This window comes from Luteimonas sp. KH_071 (assembly GCF_057838005.1).
On the sequence record NZ_CM174458.1, the window covers coordinates 2,060,493 to 2,079,254 of the forward strand.

The following is an 18,762-nucleotide window of genomic DNA, read 5'->3' on the forward strand; positions in this document are numbered from 1 at the left end:
CGTCGAAAAGGTAACGGGCGATTATCGCACAGCACCCGCGTCGCACGCGGCTGGCGGATCAGACCGGGTGGGCCGTTCACCGCGGACGCCGGCGTGCGTACGAAAACGGCCCGCGCAATGCGCGGGCCGTTGATTTCGCACACCGGGGCACCGGATCAGCGTTCGGCGGTTTCCGGCACCGATACCGCGCGGTACTGGGTGGCGCCGCCGCGTCCGCGGACCAGCAGCATCACCGTATCGCCCGGCTTGACGCTCTGCAGCGCCCGGTCGAGCGCGGCCGCACTGCCCACCGGCGTGCGACCGACACGCAGGATCACGTCGCCCTGCGCGATGCCGGCATTCGCCGCAGCGCCGCGCCCGGCGTTGGTGACCAGCACCCCTTCATCGCCCGCAAGACCGAACTGGCGCCGCTGGGCCGCGTCGAGATCGCGCCCGGTCAGGCCCAGCGGGTTGCCGCTCGAAGCCGACGCGGACGACGGCGACTGCTCTGCGCGTGCCGAAGACGATGCCGTGCTCGAATCGAGCGCGGTCAAGGTGACGTCGAAATCGCGCGTCCGGCCTTCGCGCAGCACGCGCATGCGCACCTTGGTGCCCGGGGTCTTGCCCCCGACCAGCGGCGGCAGTTCGCTCGATGCGATGATCTCGGTGCCGTCGACCGCGCGGATCACGTCGCCCGGCTCGATGCCGGCCCGCTGCGCAGGGCTGCCCGGCAGCACCTCCTGCACCAGCGCGCCCTTGGTATCGGGCAGCTTGAAGCCGGCTGCGACCTCCGAGGTCACATTGGAGACCTGCACACCGAGCGAGCCGCGCTGCACGCTGCCGGTCTGCTTGATCTGCTCGGCCACGTTCGCCGCCAGATCGATCGGGATCGCGAAGCTCACGCCCATGTAGCCGCCGGAGTTGCTGAAGATCTGCGAATTGATACCGATCACTTCGCCCGACACATTCAGCAGCGGACCGCCGGAGTTGCCCTGGTTGATCGGCACGTCGGTCTGGATGAAGGGTACGTAGCGCTGGTCGGCATACTGGTTGGAGCGCGCCACCGCGCTGACGATACCGGCGGTCACCGACTGTTCGAAGCCGAACGGCGAGCCGATCGCGACCGCCCACTGGCCGGGTTTGACGCTGGCGCCGTTGCCGAAGCGGAGCGTCGGCAGGCCGGTGGCGTCGATCTTCAGCACTGCGACATCGGATTCGGCATCGCTGCCGACCACCTTCGCAGTGAACTCGCGACGGTCCGACAACCGCACCTTCACTTCTTCAGCGCCGTCCACGACGTGATGGTTGGTTAGCAGATAGCCATCGGCCGAGATGATGAAACCGGTGCCCATCGAGGTACCGCGCGGCGCATTCCCGCCGCGGCCCGGACCACCCGGTCCGCCGGGCATTTCGAAACCCGGGCCGAAGAAGCGTCGGAAGATCTCGGGAATCTGCGCGTCGTCGGGCATCTGCTGGCCGCGCGCCTGCCGCGCGCCGATCGTCGATTCGATGCTGACGACGGCCGGGGCCACGCGCTCGACCAGACGGGTGAAATCGGGCAAGCCCGAGACCAGCGGCGCTTCGGGCGTCGACGACACGCTGGCCGCGGCATCGGCCGGCGTCTGCGCGCCGGACTGCGCGGTGGCGCTCGGCAGGAGGAATGCGGTGGTGCCGGCCGAGAGCACGGCCACAAGCGACACCGCGAGCAGGGACTTCTTCATCGAGGACATGACGGACTCTGAGGGGAATGTGCGATGCGCCAGGACGCGGCGGCTAGACGTGGCCGCGCATCTGGACCGAAAGCGTGCCGATACGACTCAGGGCACCGCGCGCAGCTGCGGGCGCGCGGCGTCGGCGGGATCGACCGGGAAGCTCGGCAGCACGGTGCTGCCCGATGCCTGCGGCGCATCCCATGAGGGCGCGGCGAACGCGCCGCCGTAGCGCACCGAGAAGCTGCTGTTGGCCGACAGCGACGAGGCCTTCGGCCAAGGGCGCGAGACGGCAGACGCTTCCGGCAGACCGGTCGCGATCACCGACGTCGTCGCCAGCGCACGCGTCGGCGATGCAGACGCATCGTTCGCGACAGCCGGACGCGGCGACGCGGACGCGACCATGCGCGATTCCGGCGCCTGGCGCGTATTGCGCAACGCGGCGCGCTGCGACTGGCCGCGCGAAGCACGATCAGCGCTGTTGCGACGCGGCACTTCGGCCACTGCCAACGCGGCGGCGCCGGCGACCGCAGCCGTGGCTTCGATCGGCGACGCGGCCACGAGCGCGGAGGCATCGGCGGTTGCATCCTGCGCGTTCGACGTCGCGGGCACGGCAGGCGCGGTATCGGCGACCATCGGCAGCACGTCGTCCGTGTCATCGAACGAGGCGCCCGGGCGACCGACGAACAGCGCCACCAGCGCGACGGATGCCGCCAACGCGGCCCCGCCACCCCAGCGCAACAGACGCGGTCGCCTTGTCGCCGCCACCGGTGCGATCACCACATCGCCAGCAGCAATGCCGCGCGCGACACGATCGGCGAAATCCGGCGGCAGCAGCGAGACCTGGCGGCCCCGCAACACATCACCGCAGACCTGCCAGCGCTCGAAGCAGCCGGACAGCTCCGCATCGTGCTCGAGCCGGCGGCGCAGGAAGCGCGCCTGGTCCTGTGACAGCTCGCCATCGAGCATCGTCGACAACTGCTGGCGGTGGAACCGCTCGAGCTTGTCGGGATCGGGGCCGATCTGCAGGGTGTCGATATCGTCGGCAGTGTTCATCGGGTCACGCGCTCCACTTGTGTCTGGTTGTCCATCAAAGGCCGCAGTTCGCGATCGATCGCCTCGCGTGCCCGGAAGATCCGGGAACGCACGGTGCCGATCGGACAGCCCATGCGTTCGGCGATTTCGTCGTAACTCAGGCCGTCCACTTCGCGCAGGTTGATCGCCACCCGGAGTTCCTCGGGCAGCGCTTCGACCGCGCGCATGACCGTTTGTTCCAGCTGCTGGCGCATCAGCTCACGCTCGGGCGTATCGCTGTCGCGCAGGCGGATGCCGCTGTCGAAATGCTCGGCGTCCTCGATGTCGATGTCGTCGGTCGGCGGACGGCGGTTATGTGCCACCAGATGGTTCTTCGCGGTGTTGACCGCGATCCGGTGCAGCCAGGTATAGAACTGCGCATCGCCGCGGAAGTTCCCCATCGCGCGATAGGCGCGGATGAAGGTTTCCTGGGCGACGTCCTGGACTTCACTCCAGTCGGAGACATAGCGCCCGATCAGCGCCGCGATCCGGTGCTGGTACTTGCGCACCAGCAGATCGAAGGCCGCGGTGTCGCCCGCCTGCACCCGCTTGACCAGTTCCTCGTCCAGTTGAATGCGCTCCTGGCTGTGGTGTTCTTCGACCATCGGGCCGGATCTCCTTGGGGACACCCGGCCTGGCTCGGGTAGTTAGGACAGGTCACTGCGCGAAAAGTTCCGTCACAGGCGGTGTGGCATCGTCGCCGCGTCACCGTGCTGCCTGTTCTTGGGGCGGCGCCCGCGCCCTGCAAGACGTGGATGCGCTCCAATCGCCGGCGCACGCGGCGATCGATTCAAACGCAGCTTTCAAGCGCCGATTTGACGGCGTCGAAGCAACCTCGGGATCATAGGCAGATCCCACATCCCTACAAGAATGGTGTCGTATGTTCGCAGGCCTCGACGGGCTTCGCTTCAGTCATTGGCAAGCCGAGCCACGCGAAGACGGTGTGCTCGTGCTGTCCTTCGACCGCGCCGACGAATCGGTCAACACCTTCGCGCAGGATGTGCTGATCGAGCTCGATGCCCTGCTCGAACGCCTCGCGCTCGATCCGCCGAAGGCGCTGGTCATCCGCTCGGCCAAGGCCAAGGGCTTCATCGCCGGCGCCGACATCCGTGAATTCCAGGCGTTCGATGCCAAGGGCACGATCGGCGATTCGATCCGCCGCGGCCAGATGACATTCCAGCGCCTCGCCGAGCTGCGCTGCCCGACGGTCGCCGCGATCCACGGCTTCTGCATGGGCGGCGGCACCGAGATCGCGCTGGCCTGCGACTACCGCGTCGCCAGCGATGATCCGTCGACGAAGATCGGCCTGCCCGAAGTCAAGCTCGGCATCTATCCCGGCTGGGGTGGCAGCGTGCGCCTGCCGAGGCTCGTCGGTGCACCCGCCGCGTTCGACATGATGCTCACCGGTCGCGCGCTGTCGGCGAAGGCCGCACGCGGCATCGGTCTGGTCGACAAGGTCGTCGAGCCGGCGCTGATCGTGGATGCGGCAATCGCGCTGGCGCTCCGCGGCACCACGCGTCCGTTCAAGCAGCGCTTTATGGGCTGGGCGACGAACCTGTGGCCAGTGCGCCAGGCGCTGGCGCCGGTGCTGGTCAAGCAGGTCGCGCGCAAGGCGAAGAAGCAGCACTACCCTGCCCCTTACGCGATGATCGAAACCTGGCGCCGCGCGTCCGGCGATACCCGCAGCCTGCTGGACGCCGAACGCAAGTCCGTGGTCAAGCTCGCCGGCACGCCTACCGCCCGCAATCTCACCCGTGTTTTCTTCCTGATGGAGCGCCTCAAGGGACTCGGTGGCAAGGCCGCGAGCGGCCTGGCGCCCATCCGGCGCGTGCATGTGATCGGTGCCGGCGTGATGGGCGGCGATATCGCCGCGTGGTCGGCCTACAAGGGCTTCGACGTCACGCTGCAGGACCGCGAGCAGCCGTTCATCGACAAGGCGCAGGCGCGTGCAGCGACGCTGTTCGAAAAGAAGGTCAAGGATCCCGCGAAGCGTCCGGAGGTCGCTGCGCGCCTGCGCTCGGATCTCGCCGGCGACGGCATCACCGATGCCGATCTGGTGATCGAAGCGATCGTCGAGAATGCGGACGCCAAGCGCAGCCTCTATGCCGATGTCGAACCGCGGTTGCCTGCGGGCGCGCTGCTGACCACCAACACCTCGTCGATTCCGCTCGATGAACTGCGCAGCGGCGTGCAGCGTCCGGGACAGTTCGCCGGCCTGCACTACTTCAATCCGGTTGCGTCGATGCCGCTGGTCGAGATCGTCCACCACGACGGCGTCGACGAGGTCACCGCGCAGCGTCTGGCCGCGTTCTGCAAGGCGATCGACAAGCTCCCCGTACCGGTCGCCGGCACGCCGGGTTTCCTGGTCAACCGCCTGCTGTTTCCGTACATGCTCGAAGCCGCGAGCGCCTATGCCGAAGGCATTCCGGGCAAGGCGATCGACAAGGCCGCCGTCGACTTCGGCATGCCGATGGGGCCGATCGAACTGATCGACACCGTCGGCCTCGATGTCGCATCGGGCGTCGGCCAGGAACTCGCGCCGTTCCTCGGCCTGCGCATCCCCGCGTCGCTGGCCACGCCGCCCGAACCGGGCCAGCGCGGCAAGAAAGACGGCCAGGGCCTCTACACCTGGGTCGAAGGCAAGGCGCAGAAGCCCGACCTGCCGAAGGACTACAAGGCGCCGGAGGATCTGCAGGATCGTCTGATCCTGCCGCTGCTCAACGAGGCCGTGGCCGCGCTGCACGACGGCGTGGTCGCCGATGCCGATCTGCTCGATGCGGGCGTGATCTTCGGCACCGGCTTTGCGCCGTTCCGCGGTGGCCCGATCCAGTACATCCGCGAGACCGGCGCCGACGTCATCGTCGAGCGACTCCGCACGCTGCAGGCGCGCCATGGCGACCGCTTCGCACCGCGTCCCGGCTGGGACAGCCCGGCGCTGCAGGCGGTTCCGCGCAACGCCTGACTCCAGGTAAAGAGGCCGCGCTGGCACAAGCGCGGCCTGTTTCTGCACAAGCGCGCGCGAAGGGCTGCCCGGACGCTCTGCCCGTACTCACGCCTTCGGATCCATCTGCCCTGCTCAATCGCCGCGACGACAACACGCGCGTCAGCGGCGACATCAGCCCGGATGCTTCGCCGCCAGCGCCGCGGCCCGCGACTCCAGCGCTGCTATCAGCGCCGCACGCTCCGACGTGGTCAGGTCCAGCATTTCGAACGCATCGCCGAAGAACAGCCCGTCGAACGCGAGCGTGACCAGCAACGCCTCGACGAAATCCGGTCCCAGCTTGCGCAGCCGCTGCGCATGGACGCCTGCGTACTGCCGCGGCGAGTCCATCAGCTCGGGTGTGTTGACCGCCGCCGCAATAAAGGATTGCGTCGCCTTCGGACCGTGCAGGCGCTTGGCCTCCAGCCCCTGACGCTGCGCATGCACGAATGCCTGCAGATAACCGCCGGGCGTTGCGGGAAACATGGTTTCAGCCAGCTCGAGATCGCGCTGATGCTGGTCCATATGGTGTTCGACGACACCCTTTAACAGCAGATCCTTGCTCGCGAAGTGGTACAGCAGCCCGCCCTTGCTGACCCCCGCCTCGGCAGCGACGGCGTCGAGGGTGAGATGGGCGGCACCGACACGATCGGATACGGCGAGCGCCGCATCGAGGATGCGCGCGCGGGCGTCGCTGCGGGGCTTGCGGGTCATGGATGGACGTCTTGACGGGAAGTCGTGAATTCTAGACTATACCGTCCAGCCGGTTTAGTTAACCTGAAGGATCTCTCCATGCATGGCTTTCCGAACCCGTCGAGCCGCGAGTCTTTCCAGATAGCGGCGACAGCGCCGGATGCGTATGCGGCGATGGGCTGGATCGAAGCATTCTCGGAGCTCGCGCAGATGGCGATCGCCGAGGAAGACGACGAAGGTCTGCGTCGTGGTTACGAAGACGAACTGCTGCGACGCGCGGTCTATCTGCGTGCGGCGGGCCTGTTCGATATCGTGGAGATCAGGCATCCCGCTTTGCGCGCGATGCTCGACGACGCGCGCTGAGCGCATCGGAGTGAACTCGAGCCCGCGCAATGCGGACAACGGACTCACATCGTGTGGGTCGACTTCTCGGACTGCAGGGTGCCCGCGAGCAGCGTCTCGATCCGGTTCTTGACCGCCTCGCCTTCCGGCGTGTCGGCGAATTGCACCCCAACGCCTGCGGTGCGGTTGCCCTGCGCGCCGGCCGGCGTCACCCACACCACCTTGCCGGCGGTCGGCAGGCGATCGCTGGATTCGGGCAGCGTGAGCAGCAGGAACACCTCGTCGCCGAGGAAGTAGCGTTTGGGCGTCGGCACGAAGATGCCACCGTGCTTGAGATAGGACATGTACGCGTTGTACAGCGCGGCCTTGTCCTTGACGGCGAGCGACAGGATGCCCTGTCGTGCCCCAGCAGCGGTTGCACTCATGGTTCGGTTTCCAGCGAAGAAGTCAGTTGCGGGCGACGGTGCCGCGCCAGGCCAGCAGCAGCTCGGCGATGGCGAGATCGGCGCGTACCGTGGTCCTCAGTAGATCACGTGTGCGGTTGGCGGCGTCGAACCACGCGGCCAGCTTCCCGATTCCCGCGACATCGGTCAAGCCGGATGCGCGGGCGAGCGCAAGATCTGCGGCATGCGCGACGCGCTCCGATGCATCCTCGCCGCCCGCCCAACGCTGCGCGGTGGCGACGACAGGCAGATCGCCCTTCGCCACGCCGGCGAGATCCTTGGCCACCTCGCGCCGCAAGGCCATGCCGCCGCCGTCGAGCCATTCGGCGGCAAGGCCGGGATGCCCACGCGCGGCGTCCAGCGCTTCCACAGCGTCCGCTTCGCGGTGGCCACGCCCTGCAAGCCAGGCCAGCGCTTCCTCGCGCGGCGGCAGGCGGAACTCGACGCGCTGGCAGCGGCTGCGGATCGTTGCCGGCAGGCGCAGCGGATTGGCCGCCACCAGCCAGAGGTGGCGGCCCGGCTGCGGCTCCTCGAGCGTCTTCAGCAGCGCATTGCAGGCGGAGGTATTGACCGCACCCGCCGGATCGACGATCGCGACCTGCGCGCTGCCGTACTGCGGGGTCAGCGACAGCTTCGCCGAGAGTTCCCGAATCTGGTCGATGACGATCTCGGTGCGCAGCTTGGTGCCGTCCTTGGTCGGCACGAACGACACCGCATGGAAATCAGGATGCGTGCCGGCTGCGAGCAGCTGCGCGCTGCGCACCTCGCGATCGAGGCCGAGCACGTGCGCGGCGAGCGCATCGGCGACAGCGCGCTTGCCGAGACGCGCCGGTCCACAGAACAGCAGTGCATGGCCGAGCCGGCCGCTGTCGAGCGCGCTGCGCACCTGCTCAAAGATGCGCGCCTGCCAGGGCGCGAAGACGGGCTGCGCGCTCATGCCACCACCCGCGCCGCGTGCAGTGCCTGCACCGCATCCGCTGCGACGACATCGGCTGCGCGCGTCGCATCGATGACGCGGATGCGCTGCGGATCGGCCTGCGCGCGCGCCAGGAATACAGTGCGCACGCGCTCGAAGAATGCGTCCTGCTCCGCTTCGATGCGATCGGGAAACGCATCGCGTCCACGCGCGCGTTCGCGCCCCTGCGCCACGCCGAGATCGAGCAGCAGGGTGATCGCCGGCGCGATGCCGACATGCGCGGCTTCGAGCGCGGCGATACGCGCCGGATCGATGCCCCGACCACCGCCCTGGTAGGCATAGCTGGAATCGGTGAAGCGGTCGCTGATGACCCAGGCGCCGCGCTCAAGCGCGGGCAGGATGGTCTCCTGCACATGCTGGGCGCGTGCGGCGAACACCAGCAGCAGTTCGGTGTCCGGGCGTGCAGGTTCATGGCCGGGATCGAGCAGCAGGCCGCGGATCAGTTCCGCGAGCGGCGTGCCGCCGGGCTCTCGCGTACACACCACCTTGTGTCCATCGACGGCCAGCGCGTCACGCAGGGCGCGCAGCACCGTGGTCTTGCCGGCACCCTCGCCGCCTTCGATCGTCACGAAGCGCGGATACGTTCGCAATGCGCTCACTCGTCGCCGTCCGCTGCGCCGGTGGCCGCTTCCACTTCGATCGCATTCGGCGGCGCGGCGTCGCCGCCCGCGGCCGCTTCGGCCGCATTGCCACTGCTGGCATCGCCCTGTCCGAACTTCGAACGGTAGCGACGCACGTATTCGCGCACCGCGACGTTGTGCGCCGCGTAAGTCGGCGAGAACACATGACGGCCGCTGCCGTCACCGACCGCGACGAAATACAGCGCATCGCCATCGGCAGGATGCGTGGCCGCGTGGATCGCGGCGGCACCGGCCATCGCGATCGGCGTCGGCGGCAGGCCGTCGCGGGTGTAGGTGTTGTAGGGCGTGTCGGTCTGCAGGTCGCTGCGCCGGATGTTCCCGTCGTAGGCAGTACCCATGCCATAGATCACGGTGGGATCGGTCTGCAGCCGCATCCCGATCTTCAGGCGCCGATTGAACACGCCCGAGATCGCCGGACGTTCTTCGGCAATGCCGGTTTCCTTCTCGATGATCGAGGCCAGCACCAGCACCTGCTCGCGGTCCTTCAGCTCGAGACCTTCGGCGCGCGATTCCCAGGCGCGGTCGACCGCGGTCTCCAGTGCGGCATTCGCGCGGCGCAGCAGATCCACGTCACTGTCGCCGGTGGTGTAGAGATAGGTCTCGGGCAGAAAGCGGCCCTCGGGATGCACGCCGGGCTTGCCGAGTGCATCCATCAGCGCGGCGTCGTCGATGTCCTGAAGCGTCTGCACCAAGGGCGTCGCACGGCCGAGCGCGGCGCGCAGCTCGCGGATGTTCCAGCCTTCGACGATCGTGAAGCGGTGATGGATCACCTTGCCGTCGCGCATGCGCACCAGCAGCTCGCGCGGGGTCGTCTTCGGATCGAGCGGATACTCGCCGACCTGGATGCGCGCATCGGCGCCCAGCTCGCGCGCCAACAGGCGCCACTCGAGTTCGTGCCCCTCCACTGCGCCCGCCTCGCGTAGACGGCCGAGCACGCGCTGGAACGAGTCGCCGCGCGCGACCACCAGCGTGCCGTCGGTCGACAGTCCCGCCAGCGGTGTGTCAGCAAAACGGCTGTAGCGCGCATGCAGGAACCAGGCGGACAGACCAGCCACCAGCGCGACGATCACGAGCCCGCCCAGCAGGATCTTGCCGATACGGCGACGGGGACGTGGCGGTGCGGAGTCGGTCATGGGCGGCGTGAACCGTCGATGCGGAAAGGGCGTGCAGGATACCGTGGCCGGCGGAAGGCCATGCAAGGCATGGCCGTTGGGCGCGGCTTCCCGCGTCTGTGACGGAGACAGACATCCACGCGGAGCGCGCCATGCAGCAGACCCGGATCACGGGCTACCAGGTGATGTATTCGGCCAACCGTTTCCCGCCGCGCATCTGGCTGCACGGCGACAGCGGCTCGATCGGTCAGCTGGTCTTCCATGCCAACGGCGAAACGCTGCCCGAGGACGCCATCCAGGGGGTGGCGCCATCACTGCATTACCACCTCGACGATTTCCACAACGCGCTCGACGTATTGCGCAACGAAAGTCCGGTCTGGCTGCTGTACTCGGGCAGCGGCGGCGGTTATGAGAACGGCTTGCGGACGGACTTGGAAGGCGCCGGCGAAGGCGAGCCGCGACTGCGTGCGCTGGCGCGGATCGACTGACGCGGGCGTGGGGGCGCGCGCGTGCGCGGTACGACTCGATCCGGATTGCAATCGCGCGCAAGCGCGCTCCCACGGAATCAGCCGGAGAAGCCGAGTGCCCGCAGCGTGCCACGCGCCTTGGCCCGTGTTTCATCCAGCTCACGGTCCGGCTCGGAGTCCGCGACGATGCCGGCGCCGGTGCGGAAGCGTGCGGTGTCGCCCTCGACTTCCGCACTCCGGATCAAGATATTCAGATCCAGGTCGCCATCCCGATTGAGCCAGCCCATCGCGCCCGTGTAGGCGCCGCGGCCCTGCTCTTCGAGCTCGGCGATGATCTGCATGCAGCGCACTTTGGGGCAACCGGTGATGGTGCCGCCCGGAAACACCGCGGCGATCGTGCGACCCGGCGTCGCATCGGCGCGCAGACGACCGCGCACGTTGCTGACGATGTGGTGCACGTGGGCGTAACTCTCCACGCACATCAGTTCGTCGACCTCGACGCTGCCCGGCACACAGACGCGACCCAGGTCATTGCGTTCGAGATCGACCAGCATCACGTGCTCGGCGCGTTCCTTCGGATGGCCGACGAGTTCCTGCACACGGGCGGCATCGTCGTCGCCGTCGAAGCGCGCACGGGTACCGGCGATCGGGCGTGTTTCGACCAGATCGCCGCGCACCGAAACGAGCCGCTCCGGCGACGCGCTGGCGACTGCCCAGCCATCGCCCTGCAACAGGCCGGCGAACGGCGCCGGATTGTGTTCGCGTAGACGTGCATACAGGGCGGTCGGGTCGAGCGCGCCACCGAAGCGCGCCTGCCAGCCGCGCGACAGGTTCGCCTGGAATACGTCGCCGGCCGCGAGGTAGTCGAGCACGCGGCGCACACCATCGGTGAATCGCGCAGGCGCGTCCTCGTCGAGCGTTTCAGGCGCAGACCACGTGGAGGAAGACGCGACCGGCGCGCCCGCTGCTGCGACGAGTTCGTCGAGCAACGCGTCCGCACCGGCTTCGGCGACGGCGACGCATTCGCCGGTCACGTGATCACGCAGCACCGCGGCCGGGCAGCGCCAGGCCACGGCGACCGGCAGGCCACCGACGGCGTCTGGCAGCTTCAGCACCGGCTCGACCTGCCCCGCCAGCTCATACCCGAGATACAGCGCCCAGCCGCCGCGGAACGGCCAGCGCGGTGCGTCGCGCGACGTGCGCAGCTGCGACCACGCGGCATCGAGTGCCGCGAGAAAATCGCCATCGACGATCGCGCCCGCGGCGTCACGCGTGACGCCGTCGACATCCAGCTGCAGGCGCGTCCCGTCGGTCGCCAGCAGCAGGTCCCAGCGCGCATGCGCGGTGCCGTGCGCGACCGACTGCAGCAGCAGCGGATGACGCGCGGGCGCGGCGCGTTGCAGCGCCAGCAGGTCGGTCTCGGCAGGCAGCGGACATGTGATCAGCACGGCGGCGTTTCCAGTGGGCCGCGTACGCGGCGGCGATCAGGCGTCGAGTTCGGTCCAGCGCAGGTAGGCCACATCGAGCGCGGCCTGCGCGGCCTGCAACTGCTGCCCGTGCGCGGCGATGGCCTCGGCGTCGCGCTGGTAGAACGTCGGCGCGTGCATGTCGGCGGTCAGACGCGCGACGTCCGCTTCCAGCTGCTCGATACGGGCCGGCAGCAGGTCGAGTTCGCGCTGGTCCTTGTAGCTGAGCTTGCGCCTGGCGACCGGCGCCGGCGTCGCCGGCGCGGCAGTCGCCGCGGCCGTGACTGCAGCCTTCGGTGCGAGCGTCGTGCCCGGCAACGCCGCGCCCGGTTGCGGCCGCTGGCGCAGCCAGTCTTCGTAGCCGCCGATGTACTCGCCGACGCGGCCCTCGCCTTCCATCACCAGGGTCGAAGTCACCACGTTGTCGAGGAAGTCGCGGTCATGACTGACCAGCAGCAGCGTGCCGGGATAGTCGCCCAGCAGCTCTTCCAGCAGTTCCAGGGTTTCGACATCGAGATCGTTGGTCGGTTCGTCCATCACCAGCAGGTTCGACGGCTGCGCGAACAGCTTGGCCAGCAGCAGACGGTTGCGCTCGCCGCCCGACAGCCGGGTGATGGGCGCACGCGCGCGTTCCGGCGTGAACAGGAAGTCCTGCAGGTAACCGATCACGTGCTTGCGCGTGCCGTTGATCTCGACGAAATCCTGACCTTCGGCGACGTTCTCCAGCGCGTTCCAGTCCTCGCGCAGCGTCGCGCGATACTGGTCGAAGTAGGCGATCTGCAGCTGGGTGCCGGTCTTGACCTCGCCCGCCTGCGGCTGCAGTTCACCGAGCAGCAATTTGAGCAGCGTGGTCTTGCCGGTGCCGTTGGCGCCGATCAGGCCGATGCGGTCGCCGCGGAAGATCGTCGTCGAGAAGTTCTCGATCAGCGTGCGCTCACCGAACGAGAACGAGACGTCCTGCATCTCGACGACCTTCTTGCCCGACGCATTCGCCGAGGCAGCGGCCATGCGCACATTGCCCGTCAGGTCACGACGCTGACTGCGCTCCAGGCGCATCGCCTTGAGCCGTCGCACGCGGCCTTCGTCGCGGGTACGGCGGGCCTTGATGCCCTGACGGATCCAGACTTCCTCCTGCGCCAGCATCTTGTCGAAGCGCTGCTGCTCCTGGGCTTCGGCGTGCAAGCGCTCCTCGCGGCGGCGCACGTAGTTGTCCCAGTCGCCGGGCCAGCTGGTCAGCCCACCGCGCTCGATCTCGACGATCCGCGTCGCCAGTGCGCGCAGGAAGCGCCGGTCGTGGGTCACGAACACCAGCGCGCCGGGCCACTGCTTGAGGAAGCCTTCGAGCCAGTCGATCGCGGCGATGTCGAGGTGGTTGGTCGGCTCGTCGAGCAGCAGGATGTCGGGCGCCGACACGACCGCGCGCGCCAGCAGCACGCGCCGCTTCATGCCGCCCGACAACCTGGTGAACGCCGCATCGCCATCGAGCTGCAGACGTTCCAGCACTTCGGTCACGCGCTGGTCGATCCGCCAGCCGTCGAGTGCTTCGACGCGCGCCTGCACATCGGCGAGCGCGTCGTAGTCTTCCGCATGCAGCAGCCGGTGATACTCGGCCAGCGCCGCGCCGGCATCGCCGAGGCCACCGGCGACCACGTCGTAGACACTGCCGTCCGCGCCCGCAGGCACTTCCTGCTCGAGCCGCGTGACGCGCACGCCCTGCTCGCGACGGATCTCGCCATCATCGGGTTTGAGCTCGCCATCGATCAGGCGCATCAGGGTGGACTTGCCGGCACCGTTTCGGCCGATCAGCGCAATCCGCTCGCCGCGTTCGATCGAAAGCTCGACACCGTCCAGCAGCAAGGGTCCGCCGACGCTGTAGTCGACGTCATTCAAGGTCATCAAAGGCATCCGGGCATTCTACCGGGTCGGGGTGGTTCGGATGCGGGTACTGCAAGCCGGAAACGAAAGTTGCGCCGAGCCGCGGGTCGATCGCCGACGCGCAAGTCTCGCCCCATGCGGAGAATCGAGCCCCTCTCCCTCTGGGGTGAAGCGGCACGATTGCGAGCCATTGGCTCGCGTGCCGATAAACGCGCTCGCGGCGACGCGAGGGCCGGGGCCTGGAGCGGGAGTTGGGGTGAGGGCACGCGGACGCGTCGCCGAACGTGAAAAGGCAGATCCCGCGAGAGCCCCGTCCCTCACCCCACCATCGGCATCCGCTGGTGGTCCTCCCCTCTCCCCGAGGGAGGGGGCGTATGCGTTCCGCCTGCGGCGAAACATCAACGCATCAGGAACTGCACGACAGCATCGAACACCCCGCCTTCTTCCGCGCCCAATCCGGCCGCTTGCCGGCGAACGCTTCGCTGCCGGGTTGTTCGTCATACGGCCGACGCATGACATCCAGCAGTTCGACGATGCCCGACGGATCGCCGGCCTCGGCGCGATCGATCGCCTGCTGCGCCAGATGGTTGCGCATCACGAAGCGCGGATTCGCCGCATGCATCCGGATACGCCGCGTCTCGCCCGTCTCGCCCGCTTCCTGCAATCGGCCCGCGTAGTCGGTGAGCCAGGCGTCGAACTCGATCTGCACGGCAGTACGTTTCGCGGCGTCATAGAACGCTTCGGCCACCACCTCCAGCGACGGCGCCGCCGGGTCGAGATCCGCCAGCCCGCGGAAGAACAGCGTCATGTCGACCTCGCCCGCCTGCAGCAGACCGTGCAGGCGCTGCATGCGTTGGACATCGTCGTCGCGGCAGTCGGGCAATCCGAGCTTCGCGGCGATGGTCTCGCGATCCAGCCGTGCATAGGTCTCGGCATACGCATCCAGCCCGGCCTGCAGCGGCGCGACATCTCCGAACAGTGGCGCAAGTGCCTGGGCAAGACGGCCCAGGTTCCAGTGCGCGACGCGCGGCTGCCAGCCGAAGCGGTAGCGGCGGCCCTGGGCGTCGGTCGTGTTGGGCGTCCAGTCCGGATCAAAGTCGTCGACCCAGCCGTAGGGGCCATAGTCGATCGTCAAACCGAGGATCGACATGTTGTCGGTGTTCATCACGCCATGCACGAACCCGACCCGCATCCAGCCGGCGATCATCACGGCGGTGCGCGTGCAGACCTCGGCGAACCAGGCGCCGTACAGCGCCTCGCCCTCGCCCGTCAGATGCGGGAAATCGCGGGCGGTGGTGAAGTCCACCAGCTGCCGCAGCAGCGCGACATCGCCTCGCGCGGACGGCAGTTCGAAGTGGCCGAAGCGGATGAACGACGGGGCGACCCGGCAGACGATCGCGCCGGGCTCGGGTGCGGCATTGCCGTCGTAGAACATGTCGCGCATTACTGCGTCGCCGGTGCCGACCAGCGACAGCGCCCGCGTGGTGGGCACGCCCAGATGGTGCATGGCCTCGCTGCACAGGAACTCGCGCACCGACGAGCGCAGCACCGCGCGGCCGTCGGCGGTGCGCGAATACGGCGTCGGGCCGGCGCCCTTGAGTTGCAGTTCCCAGCGTCGTCCGTCCGCAGCGAGGCCTTCGCCCAGTGTGATCGCACGGCCGTCGCCGAGCTGCCCGGCCCAGTGACCGAACTGGTGACCGCCGTAGTTCGAGGCATACGGTTTCATGTCGGGCACCAGCGCGTTGCCGCCGAACACCGCCGCAAACTCGGGAGAGGCGACGGTGTCGGCATCGAAACCGAGCGCGTCGGCCATCTCCGCCGAGTACGCCAGCAGGCGCGGACGTGCCACCGGCGTGGGCAGCACCGGCGACCACAGCGCGCCCTCGACCTGCCTGCGTCGCGCACCGGCTTCCGGATCGCCCGGCAGCGCTTGGACGAAGCGGTTGTCGAGGCGCAGCGTGTGCGCGAGCGGCGCCGAGGCCGGCACCTGCTGGGCCTCGGTCATCGACCCAGCTCGAACGGACCGCCCGTTTCCAGCGCCCGCTGATAGGCCGGCCGCGCATGGATGCGCTCGACGAAACGGCGGATGTTGGGCCCCACGCGTTCGGCGGCGCGCACGACGGCCGCTTCCAGCGGAAAACTCATCTGGATGTCGGCCGCGGTGAAGCGGTCGCTTGCGAACCACTGGTAGGCACCGAGCTCACGCTCGACGTAGTCCAGATGGGTCTGCAACTGCGGGCCGACGAAGGCCTGCATCGCCTTGTCGGCGATCCCCCGCGCGATGGGCCTGGCGAAGAACGGCATCGGCGCGCTGCGCAGGCGCCCGAACACCAGCGACATCAGCAACGGCGGCATCGCCGAGCCTTCGGCGTAATGCAGCCACTGGCGATACCGCAGGCGCTCGTCCTCGTCCTCCGGGGATGGCGACAGCGTGTGATCAGGATCGAACCGCTCGACCAGCGCCTCGATGATCGCGCCCGATTCGACCAACCTGCGCCCGTCCATCTCGAGCACCGGCGATTTGCCGAGCGGATGGACGTCGCGCAGGGCCTGCGGCGCCAGCATGGTCTTGGGATCGCGGGCGTAGCGCACCACTTCGTAGGGCTGACCGAGCTCTTCCAGCAGCCAGAGCACGCGCTGCGAGCGGGAGTTGTTCAGATGGTGCACGCGGATCATGGGCGGACTCGAGGCGGAATGCCGTCCATGATGGGGGCGGCATCGGCCCGACCGAAGCGTCCTCGCATCGGCGCGTGTGCATCCGTTACCGCATGTGAATGGCAGGCATCGGCGCTCACGCACTCCGCCCGGCGCGACTGCGGCGTCGCGGCCCGCCCGCTACACTATGCGGTTCCCCGACCGGCCCTGCCGGCGCTAAAAGAGACCGAATCATGAGCGCCGAGTCGCCCATCACGCCTGCCGATGCCCCCAAGTTCACCGATCTCGCGCTGCCCGAGACCCTGCTGCGGGCACTGACCGCAGTCGGCTACGAGTCGCCGTCGCCGATCCAGGCCGCGACCATTCCGCCGCTGCTCGAAGGCCGCGACCTGCTGGGCCAGGCCCAGACCGGTACCGGCAAGACCGCCGCGTTCGCGCTGCCCGTGCTGGCGCGCATCGATCCCGCCCAGCGCAAGCCGCAGGCGCTGGTGCTCGCGCCGACGCGCGAACTGGCGATCCAGGTGGCCGAAGCCTTCCAGAAGTACGCGGCCTTCATGCCCGGCTTCCACGTGCTGCCGATCTACGGCGGCCAGGGGTACGCCCAGCAGCTGAGCGCGCTCAAGCGCGGCGTGCAGGTGATCGTCGGCACGCCCGGCCGGGTCATCGACCACCTCGAGCGCGGCTCGCTGGACCTGTCCGAACTGCGCGCCCTGGTGCTCGACGAAGCCGATGAGATGCTGCGCATGGGCTTCATCGACGACGTCGAGGCGGTGTTGAAGAAGACGCCGGAGACGCGTCAGGTCGCGCTGTTCTCGGCGACGATGCCGAGCCAGATCAAGCGCATCGCCCAGACCTATCTGAAGAATCCCGTCGAGATCGCGATCAAGGCGACCACGACGACGGCCGCCAACATCCGCCAGCGCTACTGGATGGTCAGCGGCGTCAACAAGCTCGACGCGCTGACGCGCATTCTCGAGGCCGAACCGTTCGACGCGATGATCATCTTCGCGCGCACCAAGCTGGCGACCGAGGAACTGGCGCAGAAGCTGGCGGCGCGCGGCCTGTCGGCAGCCGCGATCAATGGCGATCTTGACCAGAAGCAGCGCGAGCGTGCGATCCAGAACCTCAAGGACGGCCGCCTCGACGTGCTGGTGGCGACCGACGTCGCCGCGCGTGGCCTGGACGTGGACCGCATCAGCCACGTGCTGAACTACGACATTCCCTACGACACCGAGAGCTACGTCCACCGCATCGGCCGCACCGGCCGCGCGGGTCGCAGTGGCGAGGCGATCCTGTTCGTCGCCCCGCGCGAACGCGGCATGCTCGGCGCGATCGAGCGCGCGACGCGGCAGAAGATCGAGCAGATGCAGCTGCCGAGCGTCGAGATCGTCAACGAGGCGCGCGTGTCGAAGTTCCTCGAGAAGATCACCGGCGCGCTTGAAAGCAGCGAGCTGGGCATGTTCCGCGAGCTGATCGAACGCTACGAGCGCGAGCACAACGTGCCGGCGGCGGAGATCGCCGCTGCGCTGGCCAAGGTGGTCCAGGGCAACACGCCGCTGCTGCTGGAGCCGCCGCGCAAGCCGGACAAGCCCGCGTTCGAGCGTGAGTTCGTCGAGCGTCCGGGTGGCCGCGAGGCGTCGCGCACGGCGCGCGAACCGCGTGAGCCCCGCGAACCGCGCGCCCCGCGTCCCGATACCGGTCCGCGGGATCCCGATGTCGGCATGGAGACCTTCCGCATCGAGGTCGGCTACGTGCACGGCGTGCAGCCGGGCAACATCGTCGGCGCGATCGCCAACGAGGCGGATCTCGAAAGCAAGTTCATCGGCCGCATCGACATCCGCGACGACTACAGCCTGGTCGACCTGCCGGAAGGCATGCCCCGCGAGTTGCTGGAGCACCTGAAGAAGGTCCGCGTCGGCGGTCAGCCGATCCGCATCCGCCGGGCCGAAGACGCCGACATGACCGCGGCTCCGCCGCGCGCGAAGCGCCCGTTCGGCGCCAAGCCGCCGGGCCACAAGCCGGGCGGATTCAAGCCGGGCGGCCCGCGCAAGGGTCCGCCGCCGCGTCGCGATCCGCGCTGAGTCTCCAGCTCCGCGCATCGTGGTCGTCATTCAGGCGATCTTTTCAACGGACGAATGTCCGGTCACGCCGGAATCCAGTGACGCTCTGCCTTCCGCAAGGTCCGGGACACTGGATCCCGGCCTACGTCGGGATGACGGAGTCGGCGTCCCGAGGTTTGGCTTTCAGCAGGGTTTCAAGCCTTGGAGCCCGGCTTGACCGGGCACTCGTCTATGAAAGCCGACGGACGACGAGCAAGGAGATCAGGTCGAGCAGCAAGGCGCCGCTCGAC

General features: G+C 68.5%; 16 protein-coding genes. 4 read left to right on the top strand and 12 right to left on the bottom strand.

Translation table 11 applies throughout. The annotated features are described in order from the left end of the window. Window positions 1-155 precede the first annotated feature (155 nt). The 3 genes from AC3IRM_RS09630 to rpoE form a co-directional block, all read right to left on the bottom strand. Window positions 156-1,700 carry a Do family serine endopeptidase gene (locus AC3IRM_RS09630; RefSeq protein WP_489205893.1) on the bottom strand — a complete coding sequence of 515 codons (1,545 nt, stop codon included), beginning with the start codon at window positions 1,698-1,700 and terminating at the stop codon, window positions 156-158. Between the two features lie 96 nt (window positions 1,701-1,796). Continuing rightward, window positions 1,797-2,744 (bottom strand): sigma-E factor negative regulatory protein, encoded by a 948-nt coding sequence (locus AC3IRM_RS09635; protein ID WP_489202958.1) that lies wholly within the window; start codon window positions 2,742-2,744, stop codon window positions 1,797-1,799. Then, a complete protein-coding gene (gene rpoE / locus AC3IRM_RS09640) occupies window positions 2,741-3,367 on the bottom strand; it encodes an RNA polymerase sigma factor RpoE (protein ID WP_489202959.1) in 627 nt (208 codons plus the stop codon). The genes AC3IRM_RS09635 and rpoE overlap by 4 nt, the downstream gene beginning before the upstream one ends. Before the next feature lie 275 nt (window positions 3,368-3,642). Here rpoE and AC3IRM_RS09645 point away from each other — a divergent pair, with 275 nt between their 5' ends. Further along, the gene (locus AC3IRM_RS09645) at window positions 3,643-5,724 is read left to right on the top strand and encodes a 3-hydroxyacyl-CoA dehydrogenase NAD-binding domain-containing protein (protein WP_489202960.1); all 2,082 of its coding nucleotides are present in this window, start codon (window positions 3,643-3,645) and stop codon (window positions 5,722-5,724) included. A gap of 153 nt (window positions 5,725-5,877) precedes the next feature. Here the strand turns inward: AC3IRM_RS09645 and AC3IRM_RS09650 are convergent, their stop codons facing one another. Next, the gene (locus AC3IRM_RS09650) at window positions 5,878-6,456 is read right to left on the bottom strand and encodes a TetR/AcrR family transcriptional regulator (RefSeq protein ID WP_489202961.1); all 579 of its coding nucleotides are present in this window, start codon (window positions 6,454-6,456) and stop codon (window positions 5,878-5,880) included. Between the two features lie 78 nt (window positions 6,457-6,534). On the opposite strand from AC3IRM_RS09650, the gene AC3IRM_RS09655 reads away from it, so the two are divergent. Further along, window positions 6,535-6,798, top strand: a complete 264-nt coding sequence (locus AC3IRM_RS09655) for a hypothetical protein (RefSeq protein ID WP_489202962.1) — start codon at window positions 6,535-6,537, stop codon at window positions 6,796-6,798. A gap of 44 nt (window positions 6,799-6,842) precedes the next feature. On the opposite strand, the gene AC3IRM_RS09660 is transcribed toward AC3IRM_RS09655, so the two are convergent. The 4 genes from AC3IRM_RS09660 to mltG are packed head-to-tail and all read right to left on the bottom strand — an operon-like array spanning window position 6,843 to window position 9,970. Further along, window positions 6,843-7,202 (bottom strand): PilZ domain-containing protein, encoded by a 360-nt coding sequence (locus AC3IRM_RS09660; protein WP_232134856.1) that lies wholly within the window; start codon window positions 7,200-7,202, stop codon window positions 6,843-6,845. Between the two features lie 22 nt (window positions 7,203-7,224). Beyond that, a complete protein-coding gene (locus AC3IRM_RS09665) occupies window positions 7,225-8,157 on the bottom strand; it encodes a DNA polymerase III subunit delta' (protein WP_489202963.1) in 933 nt (310 codons plus the stop codon). Next, on the bottom strand, window positions 8,154-8,795 hold the full coding sequence (tmk, locus tag AC3IRM_RS09670; protein WP_489202964.1) for a dTMP kinase: 642 nt from the start codon (window positions 8,793-8,795) through the stop codon (window positions 8,154-8,156). Before tmk ends, AC3IRM_RS09665 begins: the two co-directional genes overlap by 4 nt. Continuing rightward, complete coding sequence (mltG, locus tag AC3IRM_RS09675) at window positions 8,792-9,970, bottom strand: endolytic transglycosylase MltG (protein ID WP_489202965.1); 1,179 nt, start codon at window positions 9,968-9,970, stop codon at window positions 8,792-8,794. The genes tmk and mltG overlap by 4 nt, the downstream gene beginning before the upstream one ends. Before the next feature lie 131 nt (window positions 9,971-10,101). Between mltG and AC3IRM_RS09680 the strand changes: the two genes are divergently transcribed. Then, entirely contained in the window at window positions 10,102-10,437 is a 336-nt protein-coding gene (locus tag AC3IRM_RS09680) for a hypothetical protein (RefSeq protein ID WP_489202966.1), read from the top strand. A 77-nt stretch (window positions 10,438-10,514) separates the two neighbouring features. On the opposite strand, the gene AC3IRM_RS09685 is transcribed toward AC3IRM_RS09680, so the two are convergent. From AC3IRM_RS09685 to AC3IRM_RS09700, 4 genes are all read right to left on the bottom strand, one after another. Then, window positions 10,515-11,864 (bottom strand): aminodeoxychorismate synthase component I, encoded by a 1,350-nt coding sequence (locus AC3IRM_RS09685; protein ID WP_489202967.1) that lies wholly within the window; start codon window positions 11,862-11,864, stop codon window positions 10,515-10,517. Between the two features lie 36 nt (window positions 11,865-11,900). After that, window positions 11,901-13,787, bottom strand: coding sequence for an ATP-binding cassette domain-containing protein (locus tag AC3IRM_RS09690; protein ID WP_489202968.1), 1,887 nt, complete (start codon window positions 13,785-13,787; stop codon window positions 11,901-11,903). Window positions 13,788-14,163: 376 nt separating this feature from the next. Next, on the bottom strand, window positions 14,164-15,762 hold the full coding sequence (locus tag AC3IRM_RS09695; RefSeq protein ID WP_489202969.1) for a protein adenylyltransferase SelO: 1,599 nt from the start codon (window positions 15,760-15,762) through the stop codon (window positions 14,164-14,166). Next, entirely contained in the window at window positions 15,759-16,433 is a 675-nt protein-coding gene (locus AC3IRM_RS09700) for a glutathione S-transferase (protein ID WP_489202970.1), read from the bottom strand. Before AC3IRM_RS09700 ends, AC3IRM_RS09695 begins: the two co-directional genes overlap by 4 nt. Before the next feature lie 212 nt (window positions 16,434-16,645). Here AC3IRM_RS09700 and AC3IRM_RS09705 point away from each other — a divergent pair, with 212 nt between their 5' ends. Then, window positions 16,646-18,493: a DEAD/DEAH box helicase gene (locus AC3IRM_RS09705; protein WP_489202971.1), complete on the top strand. Its 1,848-nt coding sequence runs from the start codon at window positions 16,646-16,648 to the stop codon at window positions 18,491-18,493. Window positions 18,494-18,762 lie beyond the last annotated feature (269 nt).